Source organism: Mesorhizobium sp. dw_380 (assembly GCF_018588885.1).
In the GTDB taxonomy this organism is placed as follows: Bacteria; Pseudomonadota; Alphaproteobacteria; order Rhizobiales; family Rhizobiaceae; genus Mesorhizobium.
On sequence record NZ_JAFFIW010000008.1, the window covers coordinates 91,162 to 107,321 of the forward strand.

Sequence of the window (16,160 nt, forward strand, 5' to 3'; positions counted from 1 at the left end):
ACAGATGCCAGCATCCCGACTGATTATTCTGAGCGTGGCGGTGGCCGCGGCGGGTGGCGCTGGCTATGTCGCGAAAAACATGGTCGCCCCGCCGCCCCAGGTCGTCGTCGATGCCGGCCCCCAGGCACCCGCCGTACCCTTGCAGGAGGTGCTTGTGCTCTCCGGCGACGTCGCGATGGGCAACGCGCTCGCGAACAACATCACGTGGCAATCTTGGCCGGCCGACGGCGTCAACGCGAATTTCATCACCAAGGCCACCGCTCCCGACGCCCTCGAGAAATTGAAGGCGTCGATTGCCCGTGTAGCGATGTATGCGGGTGAGCCCGTGCGGCGTTCCAAGCTGATCGGCGAAGGGCAAAGCTTCATGTCGTCCATCCTGCCTTCCGGGATGCGGGCGGTCGCCACAACCATATCGGCCGACACTTCCGCCGGCGGCTTCATCCTTCCCAACGATTTTGTCGACGTCATCATGACCCGCAGGGCGGATGCCAACAGCGGCAGCACCGGTTTCAACACCGAAACCATTCTCAAGAACATCCGCGTCCTGGCAATCGATCAGACGATCCAGGAGGACGAGGAGGGCAAAAAGACCAGGGTGGGCCAGACCGCCACGCTGGAACTCACGCCCAAGCAGGCGGAGATCATCACCGTTGCCCAGCAGATGGCAGATCGCCTGACGCTGGCGCTGCGGGCGATCACGGACACCCAGGAAAAGAATGTAGGCGAGGCCGACTATCTCGTTTCCGGCAACGGCCGCAAGGGAACGGTGAGACTGATCAAGTCGGGCGAAGTTTCCGAAGTAGGGGCAAGGAAATGAGGCTAAGCGGTAAACTGCCGGCAATCGTAGCCACGGCATTCAGCCTGCTGCTCGTCGGGACGAATGTGCAGGGCGTTGTCGAGGCGAAAAGCACGCAGGTGACGGCCACGACAGCCACGCAGCGCGTCAAGCTTGGCCTCAACAAATCGGTTGTCATAGACCTGCCGAGCGATGCCTACGACATCCTTGTGGCCAACCCGACGGTTGCCGATGCGGTGACCCGCACCGCACGGCGTATCTACCTGTTCGGCAAAGCGGTCGGTGAGACCAACATTTTCGTCTTCGGTCCGAACGGCGAGCAGATTGCCAGCCTGGATCTGGCCATCGAACGCGATGTCGCCGGCCTGGAGGACTACATCAAGCGCTTCATTCCGACCTCGGAAATCAAGGTGGAGCTGCTCAACGACAATGTCGTCCTGACCGGAACCGTCGACACGCCGCTGGACGCGAAACGGGCGGTTGATCTGGCGACGATCTTCGTCTCGGGCGGTGAAGCAACGACGGGACAATATTCGCAGACCGCGGCCGGCGGCTCGGCCCAGAGCGGTGTCGACATCAATAACCCGGACCAGGAGCGCCGCGTCTCGAAGATCGTCAACCTCTTGCAGATCATCGGCGACGACCAGGTCACGCTGAAGGTGACGGTCGCCGAAGTCAGCCGCTCCGTGATGAAGCAGCTCGGCGTCAACATGGTCGGCAGCGGCGGCAGCAATGGCATAAGCTACGGCGCGATCAGCGACAATTTCACCGGGCTTGGCAAACAGCTCTCGAATTCGGGCTTCAATATCGGCGCCTCCGGGCTGCAGGCCTATATCAACGCCATGGAGCAGTCCGGGGTCATGAAGACCTTGGCCGAGCCAACCTTGACCGCCGTATCCGGCGAGAAGGCGACCTTCAAGGTCGGCGGCGAATACAACATGGTGAGCGGTGTCTCCGCGAACGTGTCGACTGACAACCAGACCGGCCTGAAGACCTACACCGTTGAAAAGATCGAGTACGGCATCGGGCTGGAATTTCAGCCGGTGGTTTTGTCGCCCGGACGCATCAGCCTGAAAGTCAGAACCTCAGTCTCCGAGCCGACAACCGAAGGATCCGTGTCACTGTCCGAGGGCGTGACAAGTCCCGGTATGAATGCCCTGTCGTTGCGCAAGCGTCTTGCCGATACCACGGTTGAATTGCCCTCAGGCGGCTCCATGATGATCGCGGGCCTGGTGCGAGACGATGTCAGGCAAGCCGTCAACGGCTTGCCCGGGCTGACAAAAATCCCCGTGCTTGGCGCTCTCTTCCGCAGCAGGGATTTCGTGCGCAACGAGACCGAGCTGGTGATCATCATCACGCCCTATCTTGTGAAGCCGGTGGCACGTAACGATCTCGCCAAGCCGGATGACAATTTCAATCCTCCGAGCGACGGCGCCGGCATGTTTCTTGGCCGCGTCAATCGTGTCTACGGCACCATGCAGACCAACAAGCCCAACGGCCGCTACCACGGCGTTGTCGGCTTCATCTACAAGTGAATGGGGAAGCGGACATGTCTCAGGCAGCGTTGAAGACAAGGACCATCGCCACGACGGCACGCACCAGCCGTTCGCGGGCCGGCCTGCGGGTGCTGCCGATCCTGGCGGTGGTGGCGACGGCGTTGCTGGCCGGCTGCGCGCAGCGCGACAGCGTCACCGTGGGTGCCATTCCGGACGACTATCGCACCAACCATCCGATCGTCATCGCAGAGAAGAACGAGAAGATCGACCTTCCCGTAGGCGCCGGCGATCGCGGCATGACCGGTTCGCAGCGCGACACCCTCCTCGGTTTCCTCGACAGCTATGACAAGAGTGCGGCTCCGGCATTGACGATCCAGGTTCCCAGCGGATCGGCCAATGAGGCTGCCGCGACGGCGGCCGCGCGCGATTTCGCCCGGCTCGCGGTCGCCAGCGGCGTCAAGCGCAACCGGATCGTCCTGGTTTCCTATCAGGCCGGCTCGAGCGAGATATCCGCCCCGGTCCGCGTCTCCTATATCGCGGTGAAAGCCCAGACCGACAAATGCGGACGCTGGCCCGATGATCTGGTCGAGACGTCGGAAAACAAACACTATGCCGACTTCGGCTGCTCCTATCAGAACAATCTCGCCGCTCAGATGGCCAATCCGGGCGATCTGCTCGGGCCGCGCAAGCAGACTACCATCGACGCGGAAAACCGGGGCAAGGTGATCGACGTCTACCGCAGCAGGGGCATTTCGGATGAGTTTCTCGGCTCTTCGGAAGTGACCTACTGAGCCGCCCTTGGGAAAGAGAAGCCACGGAAAGAACAGGCCACGGAAAGAGCATGACCATGAGCAACCTCGCCTATGACGCTATCGTGGACAGCGGTGACACCTCGCCGCAGGACATCGCCGCGATGCAGGCGTTGCGGCCGGTTCCGCGCATCTCGATCCAGGCATTCTGCGAGACCGAGGGCGTTGCCAATCCGGTCGAACGCGCCGGCGAGGACCGCCGCATGACCAAGGCGCATCTCAAGGTCCATATGGGCGGCGTCCCCACGGCAATCGAGTTCTATCAGTCGGCGCCGACGCCGAACCTGATCCTGCTGGAGTCACGCAGCGAACCCAAGCAATTGCTGGAGCAGCTTGCCCAGCTCTCGGAATACTGCGATCCATCCTCGAAAGTGGTGGTGATCGGCCATTACAATGATGTCGGTCTCTATCGCGAACTCATCCGCTCCGGCATCTCCGAATATGTCATCGCGCCGGTGTCCATGGCCGACATCGTCAGTGTGGTGTCGTCGATTTTCGTCGATCCGGAGGCCGAACCGATCGGCCGTTCTATCGCCTTTGTTGGCGCCAAGGGAGGCGTCGGCTCTTCCACCATCGCCCACAACGTGGCCTGGGCAATGTCGTCCCTGTTCAAGTCCGAGGTCGTCGTTGCCGACCTCGACCTCGCCTTTGGCACGGCCAACATCAATTTCGATCAGGATCCGGCACAGGGCATCGCCGAAGCGGTGTTCTCGCCTGAACGCATAGACGAAGTCTATCTCGACCGGCTGCTGACGCAGTGCGCCGAGCACCTGTCGCTGCTCGCGGCACCCTCGACGCTGGAACGCGTCTATGACTTCGACCCCGACGCCTTTGCGCAGCTTGTCGACACCGCGCAGCGCAGCGTGCCGCTTCTGGTGCTGGACGTTCCCCATGTCTGGACGGGCTGGGCCAAGAACACGCTGGTCAAGGCTGACGAGATCGTCATCACGGCGACACCCGAACTTGCCAATCTGCGCAACACCAAGAACCTCGTCGACATGTTCAAGCGGCTTCGCCCCAACGATCCGCCGCCGAAGCTGATCATCAACCAGGCCGGCGTCCCCAAGCGACCGGAAATTTCGCCGTCCGATTTCGCCGAGCCGCTCGGGCTGACGCCGATGTCGGTCATTGGCTTTGATCCGGTGCTGTTCGGCAATGCCGCCAACAACGGGCGCATGCTGGGCGAGATGGACGCCAAGAACCAGGTTGTCGCGACCATCAACGAGATTGCCCATGTGCTGACCGGGCGAAGCGAGATCCGGACGAAAAAGAAGGCTGGCCTGGGCAGCCTGCTCGGCAAGCTCTCGCGCAACAAGAAGTGACGCTTTGGAACCGGTAGTCGATCATGTTCGGTAAAAGAGGCAACGACGACGGCAACCGGTTCACGCCGGAATTTCGCCAGCCAGCATCGCCGCCGGCCGCGCCGCCGGCCGCGGGTTCGACGGACACGGCAGTTCTTGCCCGGCCCGCGGCAACGCCGCAGCCGAGCGCGCCTGTCGCGCCACCGGCTCGCCGCGCGGTCGAAGCACTGCCCATCGCGCCTGAGCAGAGGCGTGGCCCGCGCGAAAAGAGCGAAACCTACTACGACACCAAGAGCCAGGTTTTTTCCGCGCTCATCGACACGATCGACCTGTCGCAACTCGCCAAGCTCGACCCCGAAAGCGCGCGCGAGGAAATCCGCGACATCGTCAACGATATCATCGCGATCAAGAATTTCGCGATGTCGATCGCCGAGCAGGAGGAACTGCTCGAGGACATCTGCAATGACGTGCTTGGGTATGGGCCTCTCGAGCCATTGCTGGCCCGCGACGATATCGCTGATATCATGGTCAACGGGTCCAAGAACGTCTACATCGAAGTCAACGGCAAGGTCGAGCAGACCAGCATTCGCTTTCGCGACAACCAGCAGCTTCTCAACATCTGCCAGCGCATCGTCAGCCAGGTCGGCCGCCGTGTCGACGAATCCAGCCCGATCTGCGACGCCCGTCTCCCCGACGGCTCTCGCGTCAACGTCATCGCACCGCCGCTCGCCATCGACGGCACCGCGCTCACCATCCGCAAATTCAAGAAGGACAAGCTGACGCTCGATCAGCTGGTCAAGTTCGGCGCCATCTCGCCGCAGGGCGCCGAAGTCCTCAAGATCATCGGCCGTGTTCGCTGCAACATCGTCATCTCGGGCGGCACCGGCTCCGGCAAGACGACACTGCTCAACTGCCTGACCAACTACATCGACCGCGAGGAGCGCGTCATCACCTGCGAGGACTCGGCCGAACTGCAACTGCAGCAGCCGCATGTCGTGCGCCTGGAAACCCGTCCGCCCAACCTCGAAGGCGAAGGCGAGGTGACGATGCGCGACCTGGTCAAGAACTGCCTGCGCATGCGGCCGGAGCGCATCATCGTCGGCGAAGTGCGCGGCCCCGAAGTGTTCGATCTTCTGCAGGCGATGAACACCGGCCATGACGGCTCGATGGGCACGATCCACTCGAACAGCCCGCGCGAATGCCTGAACCGTATCGAATCCATGATCGCCATGGGCGGCTTTTCACTGCCGCAGAAAACCGTGCGCGAGATCGTCGTCGGCTCCATCGACGTGATCATCCAGGCGGCGCGTCTGCGCGACGGTTCGCGCCGCATCACCCACATCACCGAAGTGATCGGGATGGAGGGCGACGTCATCATCACGCAGGATATCGTCCTCTACAACATCAAGGGCGAGGACGCCAACGGCAGGCTGCTGGGCGAGCACGTCTCGACCGGCATCGGCCGCCCGCATTTCTGGGACCGGGCTCGTTACTACGGCGAGGAGCAGCGCCTCGCCACCGCGCTCGAGGCGATGGAGAAACGCGCTGACTGACGCATCCGCAGGCGTGAAGGTTCTGGTCGATGTTTGGAATTGACGGCACCGTATTGGCGTTTGTCGTACTCGCCGGCTTCAGCGCCGGCGCGGTCGCCTATGCATTCCTGTTCAACCAGATCAGCAATGAGAAACAGGCCGGCAAGCGCCTGGAAACGATCAAGGCCGCGGAGACGGACCGTTCCATCGTCAATGCCACGCGCGACCGCGCGGCGGACGCGGCCAAGCGCCGAAAATCGGTCCAGGATTCTCTGAAGGAACTCGACGCGAAGCAGAAAACCAAGGACACCGCCGTCAAGAAGCCGCCGCTGAAGGCGCAGCTTCGCCAGGCCGGGATGAAGGTTCCGATTGAGCGCTTCTATGTTTATTCCGCCATATGCGGCCTCGCGCTGACGATTGTCGCGTTCGTGGCCGGGGCGCCGCTGATTGTCTTGCCCGGCGTGCTGCTGGCGGGTGCGCTCGGCCTGCCGCGCTGGTTCGTCTCGTTTCGCCGCACGCGCCGCGTCAAGGCATTCCTCAACGAATTTCCAAACGCGCTCGACATCATCGTGCGCGCGGTCAAGTCGGGCCTGCCGCTGAACGATGCCGTGCGCCTGATCGCCAACGAATCCCCCGAGCCGGTGAAGACCGAGTTTCGCCGCATCGTCGATTCGCAGCAGATGGGCCTGTCGATCCCCGATGCGACCTTGCGCATGCCCGAAACCATGCCATGCACCGAGGCGAGCTTCTTCGGCATCGTCATCCAGATCCAGTCGCAGGCCGGCGGCAACCTGTCCGAGGCGCTGGGCAACCTTTCGCGCGTGCTTCGTGATCGCAAGAAGATGAAGGCCAAGGTCCAGGCGCTGTCGATGGAGGCGAAGGCATCCGCCGCCATCATCGGCGCGCTGCCTTTCATCGTCTCCTTCCTCGTCTATCTCTCCAGCCCCAATTACTTGATGCCGCTGTTCAACACGAGTGTCGGCAATCTCATTCTCGGGTGTTCTGCCGTCTGGATGTCAATCGGCATCTTGGTGATGCGCAAGATGATGAACTTCGACGTCTAGGATCGTGGCATGACCGAGCAAGTCATCAAATCACTGACCGACCCGACCCTTCTGATCGCGCTGCTGGTCGGCATCGCCGTGTTCGCGACGGTCTTCACCCTGCTGCCGGCGTTTGGCGGAAACCAGCTCAAGGCGCGCATGAAGTCGGTCGCGCTCGAGCGCGATGAGCTTCGCGCCAAGCAGCGCGCGCGGCTCGCAAACGAAGCTGATCGCCGCCGCAAGGGCCTGCGCGAAGAACAGTCGGTCGGCATGCGCAACATTGTCGATCGGCTCGACCTGCGGCGCGCTCTGGCCGACGAGGGCACCTTGCAGAAACTCAAGGTCGCCGGCTTCCGGGGACAGAATCCGCTGACGCGGTTTCTCTTCTTCCGTCTCGTGCTGCCTTTTGTCGGCTTTGCGCTGGGTCTGGTCTACATATTCGTGCTGGGAGGATTGCCTGACAAACCCCTGGTCATCCGGCTGTTCGTCTGCATCCTCGTCGCCTATGGCGGGTTCTACGCACCGATCATCTATGTCAACAACCGCGCCACCAAGCGCAAGCAATCGATCCAGATGGCGTGGCCGGATGCGCTCGACCTGATGCTGATTTGCGTGGAGTCAGGCATGTCGGTGGAGGCCGCGCTGCGCAAGGTCGCCGACGAGATCGGCGCGCAGTCGGTTGCGCTGGCGGAAGAGTTCATCCTGACCAACGCCGAGCTTTCCTATCTGCAGGAACGCAAGCAGGCCTATGAGAACCTGGCGAGCCGCACCGGGCTGGAATCGGTCAAATCGGTGTCGCAGGCGCTCGTCCAGGCCGAGCGTTACGGCACACCGGTGGCGCACGCGCTGCGCGTGCTTGCCGCTGAAAGCCGCGACATGCGCATGAACGCCGCCGAGAAAAAGGCCGCCGCCTTGCCGCCCAAACTCACAGTGCCGATGATCCTGTTCTTCCTGCCTGTACTTTTCGCCATTATCCTGGGCCCCGCCGGCATCCAGGTCAGCCAGCGCGGCGGCATCTTCGGCGATCAGCATAGCACCAGCAGCAAGTAAGCAACGACGGTTGCTCCAAGAAGAAGGCCGCGTGACTGACACCACGCGGCCTTTCGATGTCCGACGATCCGTCCGCTGCTTGCCGACGGTCAGTTGGTGGCGGCCTTGCCCTTGCCCTTGTCCTGGTCCTTGAGCTGGCTCCAGGCATTCTGCTGGGCCAGCATCTGCCTGAGATAAGCGACGTTGGCCTGCGCCTGTTCGGGCGAGAGCTCCTGTGAGGCGATCTTCTCGGCTTCGTCGAAGCGGCCCTGCAGGCCAACCACCAATGCCAGGTTTTGGCGCACACGGCTATCGGCGTTGGGCTGCTGGGCAGCCGAACGCATATAGGTTTCGGCGGTGCGCAGATCCCCTTCCAGCACATAGGACATGCCGAGATTGGAGAGAACCGACGGCTCGTTCGGCTTGAGTTCGAGGGCCTTGCGGTAAAGCTGGCGCGCATCGTCCTTCTGGCCAAGCTGGTCCAGAATGGCCGCTTCCGCCGACACCAGCCTCCAGTCTGGATATTCCGGCGTCTGTGCGCGGCGCACGGCATCGAGCGCTGCCTCGAACTGGCCATTGGCGGCCAGCGCCTTGCCGTAGGCCGCGAGCACGTCGCGGTCCTTTGGGTAGGCGATCGCCAGCTTGCGCATCACGGCAAGCGACTGGTCGGCATCGCCGTCCATCTGCAGCGCAGCCGCGAAATTGGTCGCGATTCGCTTGTCGTTGGGGTTCCTGGCGTAGGACTGGCCGAGCGCGGCCGTGGCACTGTGCAGCTCTCCCGCCGACATGGTCTCCAGCGGCTTGCCGCCGGTGCGGCCGATCGAGCCGGTGGTCATCCTGCTGGTACCGCAACCCGCGACGCCCGCCGCGAGCGCCAGCATGAGGGCCGTGGTGACAAGCCGTTTGCTCCTGGCATTCACTGTGCGGTTGGTCGGCATCGGCACCTAAGCCTCCATTCATGCGCGTGGCCATTGCGTGGCCATCTTCCCTCCCGCAGAAATATTCTGTTAACCCTAACGGAGGGTTAACAAATGCCGACTCGGCTTGGGCTCGGCAAGGAGAACATCGAATGCCTGTCGAACTCGTCGAGAAGAAATTGCAAGGTGCGTTGCCGGTGCATCTCGTGGCCCGTGACGGTCTGGAGGCCTCAGGCCTGGCGCCATCCATGGTCGCCTGGGCCAGGGCCAACGGCTTTTCCGGCGAGGCAGGCAGGACGCTGGCCGTGCCCGGCGAAAACGGCGCGCTCGCCGGCGCCCTGTTCGGTGTTGGCGACGGCGAGGGCGCGCTCGCTCTCGGCGCGCTGTCGAAAACGCTGCCAGAAGGCGACTGGCATTTCGCCTCAGTGCCTGCCGAGCCGGAACTCGCGGCAATCGCGCTGGCGCTCGGCGGCTATGTCTTTACCCGTTACGGCAAGAAGCCAGGCAAGGCGCTGCGCTTCGACCTGCCGGCCGGTGTCGACGCGGCCCGCGTTCGCCGGGTCGCCGATGGCGTCTTCCTGACGCGCGACCTGGTCAACACGCCGACCAGCGATATGGGGCCGGACGACCTGGAGAAGGCAGTGCGGACCCTGGCCGAGGCCCACAAGGCCGAAGTCTCCGTGATCAAGGGCGACGACCTGCTTGCCCAGAACTTCCCGATGATCCACGCCGTCGGCCGGGCATCCGTCAGCGCGCCGCGCCTGATCGACATGATTTGGGGGCAACAGGGCGCGCCGAAGGTGACGCTTGTCGGCAAGGGCGTCTGCTTCGACACCGGCGGCCTCGATATCAAGCCGTCGTCCGGCATGCTGTTGATGAAGAAGGACATGGGCGGTGCCGCCAATGTGCTCGGCCTGGCTTCGATGATCATGGCCGCGGGTTTGAACGTGCGGCTGCGCGTGCTGATCCCCGCGGTCGAGAATTCGATTGCCGGCAACGCCTTCCGGCCGGGTGACGTGCTGGCGAGCCGCAAGGGCATCTCAGTCGAGATCGGCAACACGGACGCTGAGGGGAGGCTCGTACTTGGCGACGCGCTGGCGCTGGCCGACGAGGAGGAGCCTCGGCTCCTGGTCGATATGGCGACGCTGACCGGGGCTGCCCGCGTCGCGCTCGGCCCTGACCTGCCGCCTTTCTACACCGGCGACGAGGCGCTGGCCTCGGATCTGGCGGCGGCATCGCTGGCGGTCGAGGATCCGCTATGGCGCATGCCGCTGTGGCGGCCCTACGATGCGAAACTGTCGTCGAAGATCGCCGACATCAACAATGTCACGACGGACGGTTTCGCCGGCTCGATCACGGCGGCATTGTTTCTCAAGCGCTTTGTCGAGAAGACGGTGAGCTGGGCGCATTTCGACATCTTCGCCTGGAACCCGGCTGACCGCCCGCACGGTCCTGCCGGTGGCGAAGCACAGGGCATCCGCGCCCTGGAGCGAATTGTCACAAAACGGTTCGGCTGATGGCCGCACGCAGTGCCTGCAAATTGCTGAAACTGAAACGGAACCGAAACAATTTGCCGGCATGCTGGCGCGATGTCGATTACGATGCGCCCGAGCCAGGCCTTGCGACTGTGGCAGCAAGTGATGCTGTCGCAGGTGCGCGACGACGCGCCCGACCTGACCATGCGCCAGACCGCGATCCTGTTCACCATCTATCTCGATCCGCCGCCGCACACCGTGCGCGGCCTCGCCGCTCGCCTCAACGTCACCAAGCCGGTCATCACGCGCGCGCTCGACACGATGGGCGCGCTGAAACTGGTGTCGCGTCATCGCGACGAACTCGACAAACGCAACGTGCTGATCAAGCGCACGGTCGAGGGTGCACTCTTTGTCGAGCGTTTCGGCGATGTTATCATCGCCAAGGCCCACGAACTGCCGATCTGATCAACCAACCTTGACCGAGTAGCTGATTTGACTGCCCACGACGCCCGCCTCCACGCTTTCCGTTCCGACCTTGCCGATGCAAGGCTGCGGGGAGAGGTCGTTGCCGACCGCTTCGTTGCCGGCCGGCCGGCGCGGATTTCGGTCGCTGTAGCCGACATCCGCAAGGCGCCACGGGCGGATGCCGGCATCAACACGCAGGCCCTGTACGGCGACGACGTCCTGGTTTTTGAGGATGCCGAAGGCTGGGCCTGGGTCCAGGCCGAACGAGACGGCTATGTCGGCTATGTCGCCGACACCATGCTGGGCGGACGAGACCATGCGCCCACCCATATGGTCACAGTACCCCGCACCTTTCTCTATCCCGGTCCCGACCTGCGCTTTCCGATCGCCGGACAGCTGTCGATGGGGTCGACGGTGACGGTGGCTGGGTCTGCCGAAACGCGCGGCACGCACTATGCAATCCTGCCTTCCGGCGAGGCCATCATATCAGGCCACCTCCGGCCGATTGGTGACACGGCAGCGGACTATGTTTCGGTGGCCGAGATATTTCTCGGCACGCCCTATCTCTGGGGCGGCGTTTCCGGTTTCGGCATCGATTGCTCAGGCCTGGTGCAACTGGCTATGCGCATGGCCGGCAGAAACGTGCTGCGCGATTCCGACATGCAGGCTGCAAGCATCGGCGAGCCGCTCGATCCAGGGCCGGACTATGCCGGACTGCGCCGGGGCGACCTCGTCTTCTGGAAGGGCCATGTCGCGGTCATGACCGACGCCGAGACCACGATCCACGCCAACGGCCACACCATGCTGGTCTCGCGCGAAGGGCTGAAGGACGCCATCGCCCGCATCGGCTATCTCTATGGCGGGCCGACAGGGTTTCGGCGACCGTGATCCTTTTCCTTCTCCCCGTCACTATAGAAGGTGCCCGGAGGGCGGATGAGGGGCGGCGCTAACGATTGGAAGTTCGCGCCGCCCCTCACCTGCCTGCCGGCATCCTCTCCCCGTATAGTGACGGGGAGAGGGACGCTCCCCAACGTCCCGATCCCCTTTTGTTCCGATTCTGCTTGGCGATTGCCTGCCTTCGCGCTACCTCTGGCGCGTGACAGAGCAGCCGCGCCTTGCCGATCAGAATGCCACTGTGGCCCTGCCCGAACCGTTCGTCAGATGGTTCGGCGAGAAAGGCTGGTCGCCGCGCGCCCATCAAATCGAATTGTTGGCGAAGGCTCAAAGCGGGCAATCGGTGCTGCTGATCGCGCCGACCGGCGCCGGCAAGACGCTGGCTGGTTTCCTGCCGTCGCTGACGGAATTGGCCGTCTGGCCGAGGCGAAAGCCGGGCCAGGCGCGCCGCGGCATCCACACGCTGTACATCTCGCCGCTCAAGGCGCTGGCTGTCGATATCGAGCGCAATCTCGGCAAGCCGGTCGAGGAGATCGGCCTGCCCGTCACCATCGAGACGCGCACCGGCGACACGCCTTCCCATAAGCGCCAGCGCCAGAAATTAGCACCGCCCGATATCCTGCTCACCACGCCAGAGCAACTGGCGCTGCTGATCGCGGCAGGCGATGCCAGGCGGTTCTTCGAAGATCTGCGCTATGTCGTGCTCGACGAGTTGCATTCGCTGGTGACGTCGAAACGCGGTCATCTGCTGGCGCTCGGGCTGGCGCGGCTGCGCAGCTTTGTTCCTGGCCTGCAGATGATCGGCCTGTCGGCGACGGTGGCCGAGCCGGACGAATTGCGGCGCTGGCTGGTCAGCCAGAATCCGCCCAAAGGCGCAACAAGCCCTGACATGGCCGAATTGATCGTCGTCACCGGCGGTGCGAAGCCCGAAATCACCATCCTCGATTCCGAGGAGCGCGTGCCATGGGCGGGGCATTCGGCCCGCTACGCCACGCCGGAGATTTACCGCGAGATCAAGCGCCACAAGACCACCCTGCTGTTCGTCAACACCCGCAGCCAAGCGGAGCTGCTGTTCCAGGAATTGTGGCGGGTCAATGATGACACTCTGCCGATCGCACTCCACCATGGTTCGCTCGATGTCGCGCAGCGCCGGCGTGTCGAGAAGGCGATGGGCGAGAACGCGTTGCGCGCCATCGTCGCCACCTCGACGCTCGACCTGGGCATCGACTGGGGCGATGTCGACCTGGTAGTGCATGTCGGCGCGCCGAAAGGCGCCAGCCGGCTGGCGCAGCGTATCGGCCGCGCCAACCACCGCATGGACGAGCCGTCGAAGGCGATCTTGATCCCGGCCAACCGTTTCGAGGTGCTGGAATGCCGTGCCGCGCTCGACGCCAATTATCTCGGCGCACAGGATACGCCGCCGCTGGTCAATGGCGGCCTCGATGTGCTGGCCCAGCACGTCTTGGGCTGCGCCTGTGGTGCGCCGTTCCGTGCCGATGATCTGTTCGAGGAAGTGCGAACGGCGGCGCCCTATGCCTACCTCGACCGGCCGACATTCGACCGCGTCGTCGATTTCGTCGCCACCGGCGGCTATGCGCTGAAGAACTATGAGCGTTACGCCCGCATCCGCCTGAACAAGGATGGGTTGTGGCGCGTCTCCAATCCGCGCGTTGCCCAGCAATACAGGCTGAATGTCGGCACCATCATCGAAGTGCCGGCGCTCAACGTGCGCTACGTGCAAGCTGGCAGCAAGGGCTCGGCCTCACGCGGCGGCCGGGTCCTCGGCAAGATCGAGGAGGCTTTTCTCGAAACCTTGACGCATGGCGACACCTTCATGTTTGCCGGCAAGGTGCTGCGCTTCGAAGGCATCCGCGAGAGTGAATGCTTCGTGTCGAATGCGCCCGGCAGCGATGCCAAGGTACCCTACTATGGCGGCGGCAAGTTCCCGCTTTCGACCTACCTTGCCGAGCAGGTCCGTATCATTCTGGACGACCCGCAGCGCTGGAAGAAGCTGCCGGAGCAGGTGGCCGACTGGCTGCGGTTCCAGGCCGACAAGTCGGTGCTGCCGAAGCGCGAAGACCTGCTGATCGAAACCTTTCCGCGCGGCAACCGCCATTATCTGGTCGCCTATCCCTTTGAAGGCAGGCTGGCGCACCAGACGCTCGGCATGCTCCTTACCCGGCGTCTCGACAGGGCGGGCGCCAGGCCGCTCGGCTTTGTCGCCACCGACTATGCGCTGGCCATATGGTCGCTGGGCGACATGGGCGCGATGTTCAAGGCCCGGAAACCGTCACTCGGCGCGCTTTTCGACCAGGACATGCTTGGCGATGATCTCGAAGCCTGGCTGGCCGACAGCTGGCTCCTCAAGCGCACCTTCCGCAATTGCGCGCTGATTTCGGGATTGATCGAGAAACGCCACCCGGGCCAGGAGAAAAGCGGCCGCCAGGTCACGGTCTCGACCGACCTGATCTATGACGTGCTGCGCAGCCATGAACCGGATCACATCCTGCTGCAGGCGACACGGGCCGATGCGGCCGCCGGTCTGCTCGATGTCAGCAGACTTGCCGACATGCTCTCGCGCATCCAGGGTCGAATCATGCATAAGAATCTTGAGCAGATCTCGCCGCTCGCTGTGCCGATCATGCTCGAGATCGGCAAGATGCCGGTGAACGGCGAAGCCGATGAGACATTGCTGATGGACGCGGCCACGCTGGTAGCGGAGGCCATGGGGCCGGAGATGGTCGAGGAATGAACTTTTCGCTGGCGCGCGCATCGCTGATTGCCGAAGCCGATCTGGTTGACGTCGCCGGCGAGAGCGCGGTCTGCGATCGGCGCGGTGTGCTTTATTTTCCCGAGTTCAGGTTGCTGGCGGTGTCCGACCTGCATCTGGAAAAGGGTTCGTCGCTGGCAAGGCGCGGCACGCTGATCCCGCCTTACGACACCGGCGCGACCTTGCTGCGGCTGCAGGCGGTGATATCGGATTACCAGCCGTCGATCGTTATCAGCCTTGGCGATAGCTTCCATGATGGCGGCGGCGCCGAGCGCATGCATGCGAGTTTCCGCGAGCGGCTGGAAGCGTTGATGGCAGGCCGCGACTGGTTCTGGGTCGCCGGCAATCATGATCCGGAAGCGCCTGCGGACCTGCCTGGCGATACGGTGCGGGAACTGGCCATCGGTTCGCTGCTGTTCCGGCACGAGCCGTCCAAGGTGCGCGTCGAAGGCGAAATATCGGGCCACCTGCATCCTTGCGCGCGCATCGTGCAACAGGGCCGCTCGGTGCGCAGGCGCTGCTTTGCCGGCGATGGTGGCCGCATGATCATGCCGGCCTTCGGCGCCTATACCGGTTCGCTCAATGTGCTCGACCACGCCTATGCCGGGCTGTTCCGCCTGGAATCGCTGATGGCCTATATGCTTGGCGCCGACCGCATTTTTGCGATTTCACGGTCAATGCTGCGGCCGGGTTGATCTCAACGTCCGTAGTAGAGGGTAACCGTGTGCTTGGCTTCGGCGAAGAATAGCCAGCGCTCGACCAGCATGCCGGCGAATTGGACGATCGCGGCGAGCGCTGAAGGCACGGCCGCATAGGGCCAGGGCGGGGCAAAGGTGACGGCGAGAAGCAGGATTGGCAGGACAAAGGCCAGCACCTGCGCGATCTGGCGCAGGCGTACACTGTGCTTGCGCGCAATGCGAAAGCCCATTTCCTTAAGCAGATAGTTTTCCTCGGTATGCGGCCATTCCAGCGACCGAACCGTGCCGCCGGCAAGGCCGGTCGCGGTGTTGGCGTTGCTCGGGATTTCCAATTGGTCGTTGTACCGCCAGGTCGCCAGCTTCCAGCCCCAGCCGAGCAAGGTCAGCAGCATGCAGGCAGCCACAAGCATTTTTGAGCCGACAGCGAAACCTTGGCACAGCGCGTTCAACAGAACGCTGCCGGTCATCGCCGAGAAGATGAGATAGCCGGGCAGGGTGAAGCGACTGTGCCACTGGGCGATCGGCTTCAGCGAGGCGTAAATCATGCCGGTGGTGCAGACGGTGACCACGGCGCCGATGGCCGCAAGCAATCCGGCGATGCCGACCCAGCCGCCAGTGCGGCCGAAAAACACCCATCCGATGCCGAACAGCCCCGCCGGGATAAAGGTGATGACCGAGGCCACGCCCTCACGCGACAGCCATGAACTGCGCCATTGCGAGAACGCCCGCCAGGCGCGTTCGGGTCTGCCGAGATGGCCGGTTGACGACAACAATCCGGCCGCAATCAGGCCGAGCGCCAAACCCAGGCCGACGAGCCCCAGCCAGAAATCGGCGGGGATGATGTGAAACCCGCCGAGCATGCCAAGCAGCGCGAGCAGCCCGTAGCCGGCGCCGGTGGCGGTGGTGAAGAAGACGACGGAGAAGGCGGGATGCAT

At 63.5% G+C, this 16,160-nt stretch carries 14 protein-coding genes; 12 read left to right on the forward strand and 2 right to left on the reverse strand.

The window, feature by feature from the left end; all coding sequences use genetic code 11:
• The first annotated feature begins 4 nt into the window (after positions 1-4).
• From cpaB to JT360_RS10625, 7 genes are read left to right on the forward strand one after another with little or no spacing between them, the layout of a single operon-like run.
• Complete coding sequence (gene cpaB / locus JT360_RS10595) at positions 5-817, forward strand: Flp pilus assembly protein CpaB (RefSeq protein WP_214471509.1); 813 nt, start codon at positions 5-7, stop codon at positions 815-817.
• Positions 814-2,331: a type II and III secretion system protein family protein gene (locus JT360_RS10600; RefSeq protein WP_214471510.1), complete on the forward strand. Its 1,518-nt coding sequence runs from the start codon at positions 814-816 to the stop codon at positions 2,329-2,331. The genes cpaB and JT360_RS10600 overlap by 4 nt, the downstream gene beginning before the upstream one ends.
• A gap of 14 nt (positions 2,332-2,345) precedes the next feature.
• Positions 2,346-3,083: a CpaD family pilus assembly protein gene (locus tag JT360_RS10605; RefSeq protein WP_214471511.1), complete on the forward strand. Its 738-nt coding sequence runs from the start codon at positions 2,346-2,348 to the stop codon at positions 3,081-3,083.
• 50 nt (positions 3,084-3,133) lie between these two features.
• Positions 3,134-4,423: a CpaE/TadZ family protein gene (locus JT360_RS10610; protein WP_214471512.1), complete on the forward strand. Its 1,290-nt coding sequence runs from the start codon at positions 3,134-3,136 to the stop codon at positions 4,421-4,423.
• 23 nt (positions 4,424-4,446) lie between these two features.
• Entirely contained in the window at positions 4,447-5,955 is a 1,509-nt protein-coding gene (locus JT360_RS10615) for a TadA family conjugal transfer-associated ATPase (protein WP_214471513.1), read from the forward strand.
• A 29-nt stretch (positions 5,956-5,984) separates the two neighbouring features.
• A complete protein-coding gene (locus JT360_RS10620) occupies positions 5,985-6,998 on the forward strand; it encodes a type II secretion system F family protein (RefSeq protein WP_214471514.1) in 1,014 nt (337 codons plus the stop codon).
• A gap of 9 nt (positions 6,999-7,007) precedes the next feature.
• Complete coding sequence (locus tag JT360_RS10625) at positions 7,008-8,027, forward strand: type II secretion system F family protein (protein ID WP_214471516.1); 1,020 nt, start codon at positions 7,008-7,010, stop codon at positions 8,025-8,027.
• A gap of 89 nt (positions 8,028-8,116) precedes the next feature.
• Here JT360_RS10625 and JT360_RS10630 read toward each other — a convergent pair whose 3' ends face one another.
• On the reverse strand, positions 8,117-8,944 hold the full coding sequence (locus JT360_RS10630) for a tetratricopeptide repeat protein (protein WP_214471682.1): 828 nt from the start codon (positions 8,942-8,944) through the stop codon (positions 8,117-8,119).
• Between the two features lie 131 nt (positions 8,945-9,075).
• On the opposite strand from JT360_RS10630, the gene JT360_RS10635 reads away from it, so the two are divergent.
• The 5 genes from JT360_RS10635 to pdeM all read left to right on the forward strand — a co-directional run bounded on the left by JT360_RS10635 (position 9,076) and on the right by pdeM (position 15,222).
• On the forward strand, positions 9,076-10,440 hold the full coding sequence (locus tag JT360_RS10635) for a leucyl aminopeptidase family protein (RefSeq protein WP_214471518.1): 1,365 nt from the start codon (positions 9,076-9,078) through the stop codon (positions 10,438-10,440).
• A gap of 72 nt (positions 10,441-10,512) precedes the next feature.
• Entirely contained in the window at positions 10,513-10,863 is a 351-nt protein-coding gene (locus JT360_RS10640) for a MarR family winged helix-turn-helix transcriptional regulator (RefSeq protein WP_214471521.1), read from the forward strand.
• 27 nt (positions 10,864-10,890) lie between these two features.
• On the forward strand, positions 10,891-11,751 hold the full coding sequence (locus JT360_RS10645; RefSeq protein WP_214471522.1) for a C40 family peptidase: 861 nt from the start codon (positions 10,891-10,893) through the stop codon (positions 11,749-11,751).
• 208 nt (positions 11,752-11,959) lie between these two features.
• A complete protein-coding gene (locus JT360_RS10650) occupies positions 11,960-14,509 on the forward strand; it encodes a ligase-associated DNA damage response DEXH box helicase (RefSeq protein WP_214471523.1) in 2,550 nt (849 codons plus the stop codon).
• Entirely contained in the window at positions 14,506-15,222 is a 717-nt protein-coding gene (gene pdeM / locus JT360_RS10655; RefSeq protein WP_214471525.1) for a ligase-associated DNA damage response endonuclease PdeM, read from the forward strand. Before JT360_RS10650 ends, pdeM begins: the two co-directional genes overlap by 4 nt.
• Positions 15,223-15,224: 2 nt before the next feature.
• On the opposite strand, the gene JT360_RS10660 is transcribed toward pdeM, so the two are convergent.
• Positions 15,225-16,160 (reverse strand): dimethyl sulfoxide reductase anchor subunit family protein, encoded by a 936-nt coding sequence (locus tag JT360_RS10660; protein ID WP_214471527.1) that lies wholly within the window; start codon positions 16,158-16,160, stop codon positions 15,225-15,227.

Coding starts and splice junctions, on each gene's coding strand:
- cpaB (WP_214471509.1), top strand. CDS start 5: ATGCCAGCATCCCGACTGATTATTCTGAGCGTGGCGGTGGCCGCGGCG.
- JT360_RS10600 (WP_214471510.1), top strand. CDS start 814: ATGAGGCTAAGCGGTAAACTGCCGGCAATCGTAGCCACGGCATTCAGC.
- JT360_RS10605 (WP_214471511.1), top strand. CDS start 2,346: ATGTCTCAGGCAGCGTTGAAGACAAGGACCATCGCCACGACGGCACGC.
- JT360_RS10610 (WP_214471512.1), top strand. CDS start 3,134: ATGACCATGAGCAACCTCGCCTATGACGCTATCGTGGACAGCGGTGAC.
- JT360_RS10615 (WP_214471513.1), top strand. CDS start 4,447: ATGTTCGGTAAAAGAGGCAACGACGACGGCAACCGGTTCACGCCGGAA.
- JT360_RS10620 (WP_214471514.1), top strand. CDS start 5,985: ATGTTTGGAATTGACGGCACCGTATTGGCGTTTGTCGTACTCGCCGGC.
- JT360_RS10625 (WP_214471516.1), top strand. CDS start 7,008: ATGACCGAGCAAGTCATCAAATCACTGACCGACCCGACCCTTCTGATC.
- JT360_RS10630 (WP_214471682.1), bottom strand. CDS start 8,944: ATGCCGACCAACCGCACAGTGAATGCCAGGAGCAAACGGCTTGTCACC.
- JT360_RS10635 (WP_214471518.1), top strand. CDS start 9,076: ATGCCTGTCGAACTCGTCGAGAAGAAATTGCAAGGTGCGTTGCCGGTG.
- JT360_RS10640 (WP_214471521.1), top strand. CDS start 10,513: ATGTCGATTACGATGCGCCCGAGCCAGGCCTTGCGACTGTGGCAGCAA.
- pdeM (WP_214471525.1), top strand. CDS start 14,506: ATGAACTTTTCGCTGGCGCGCGCATCGCTGATTGCCGAAGCCGATCTG.
- JT360_RS10660 (WP_214471527.1), bottom strand. CDS start 16,160: ATGCATCCCGCCTTCTCCGTCGTCTTCTTCACCACCGCCACCGGCGCC.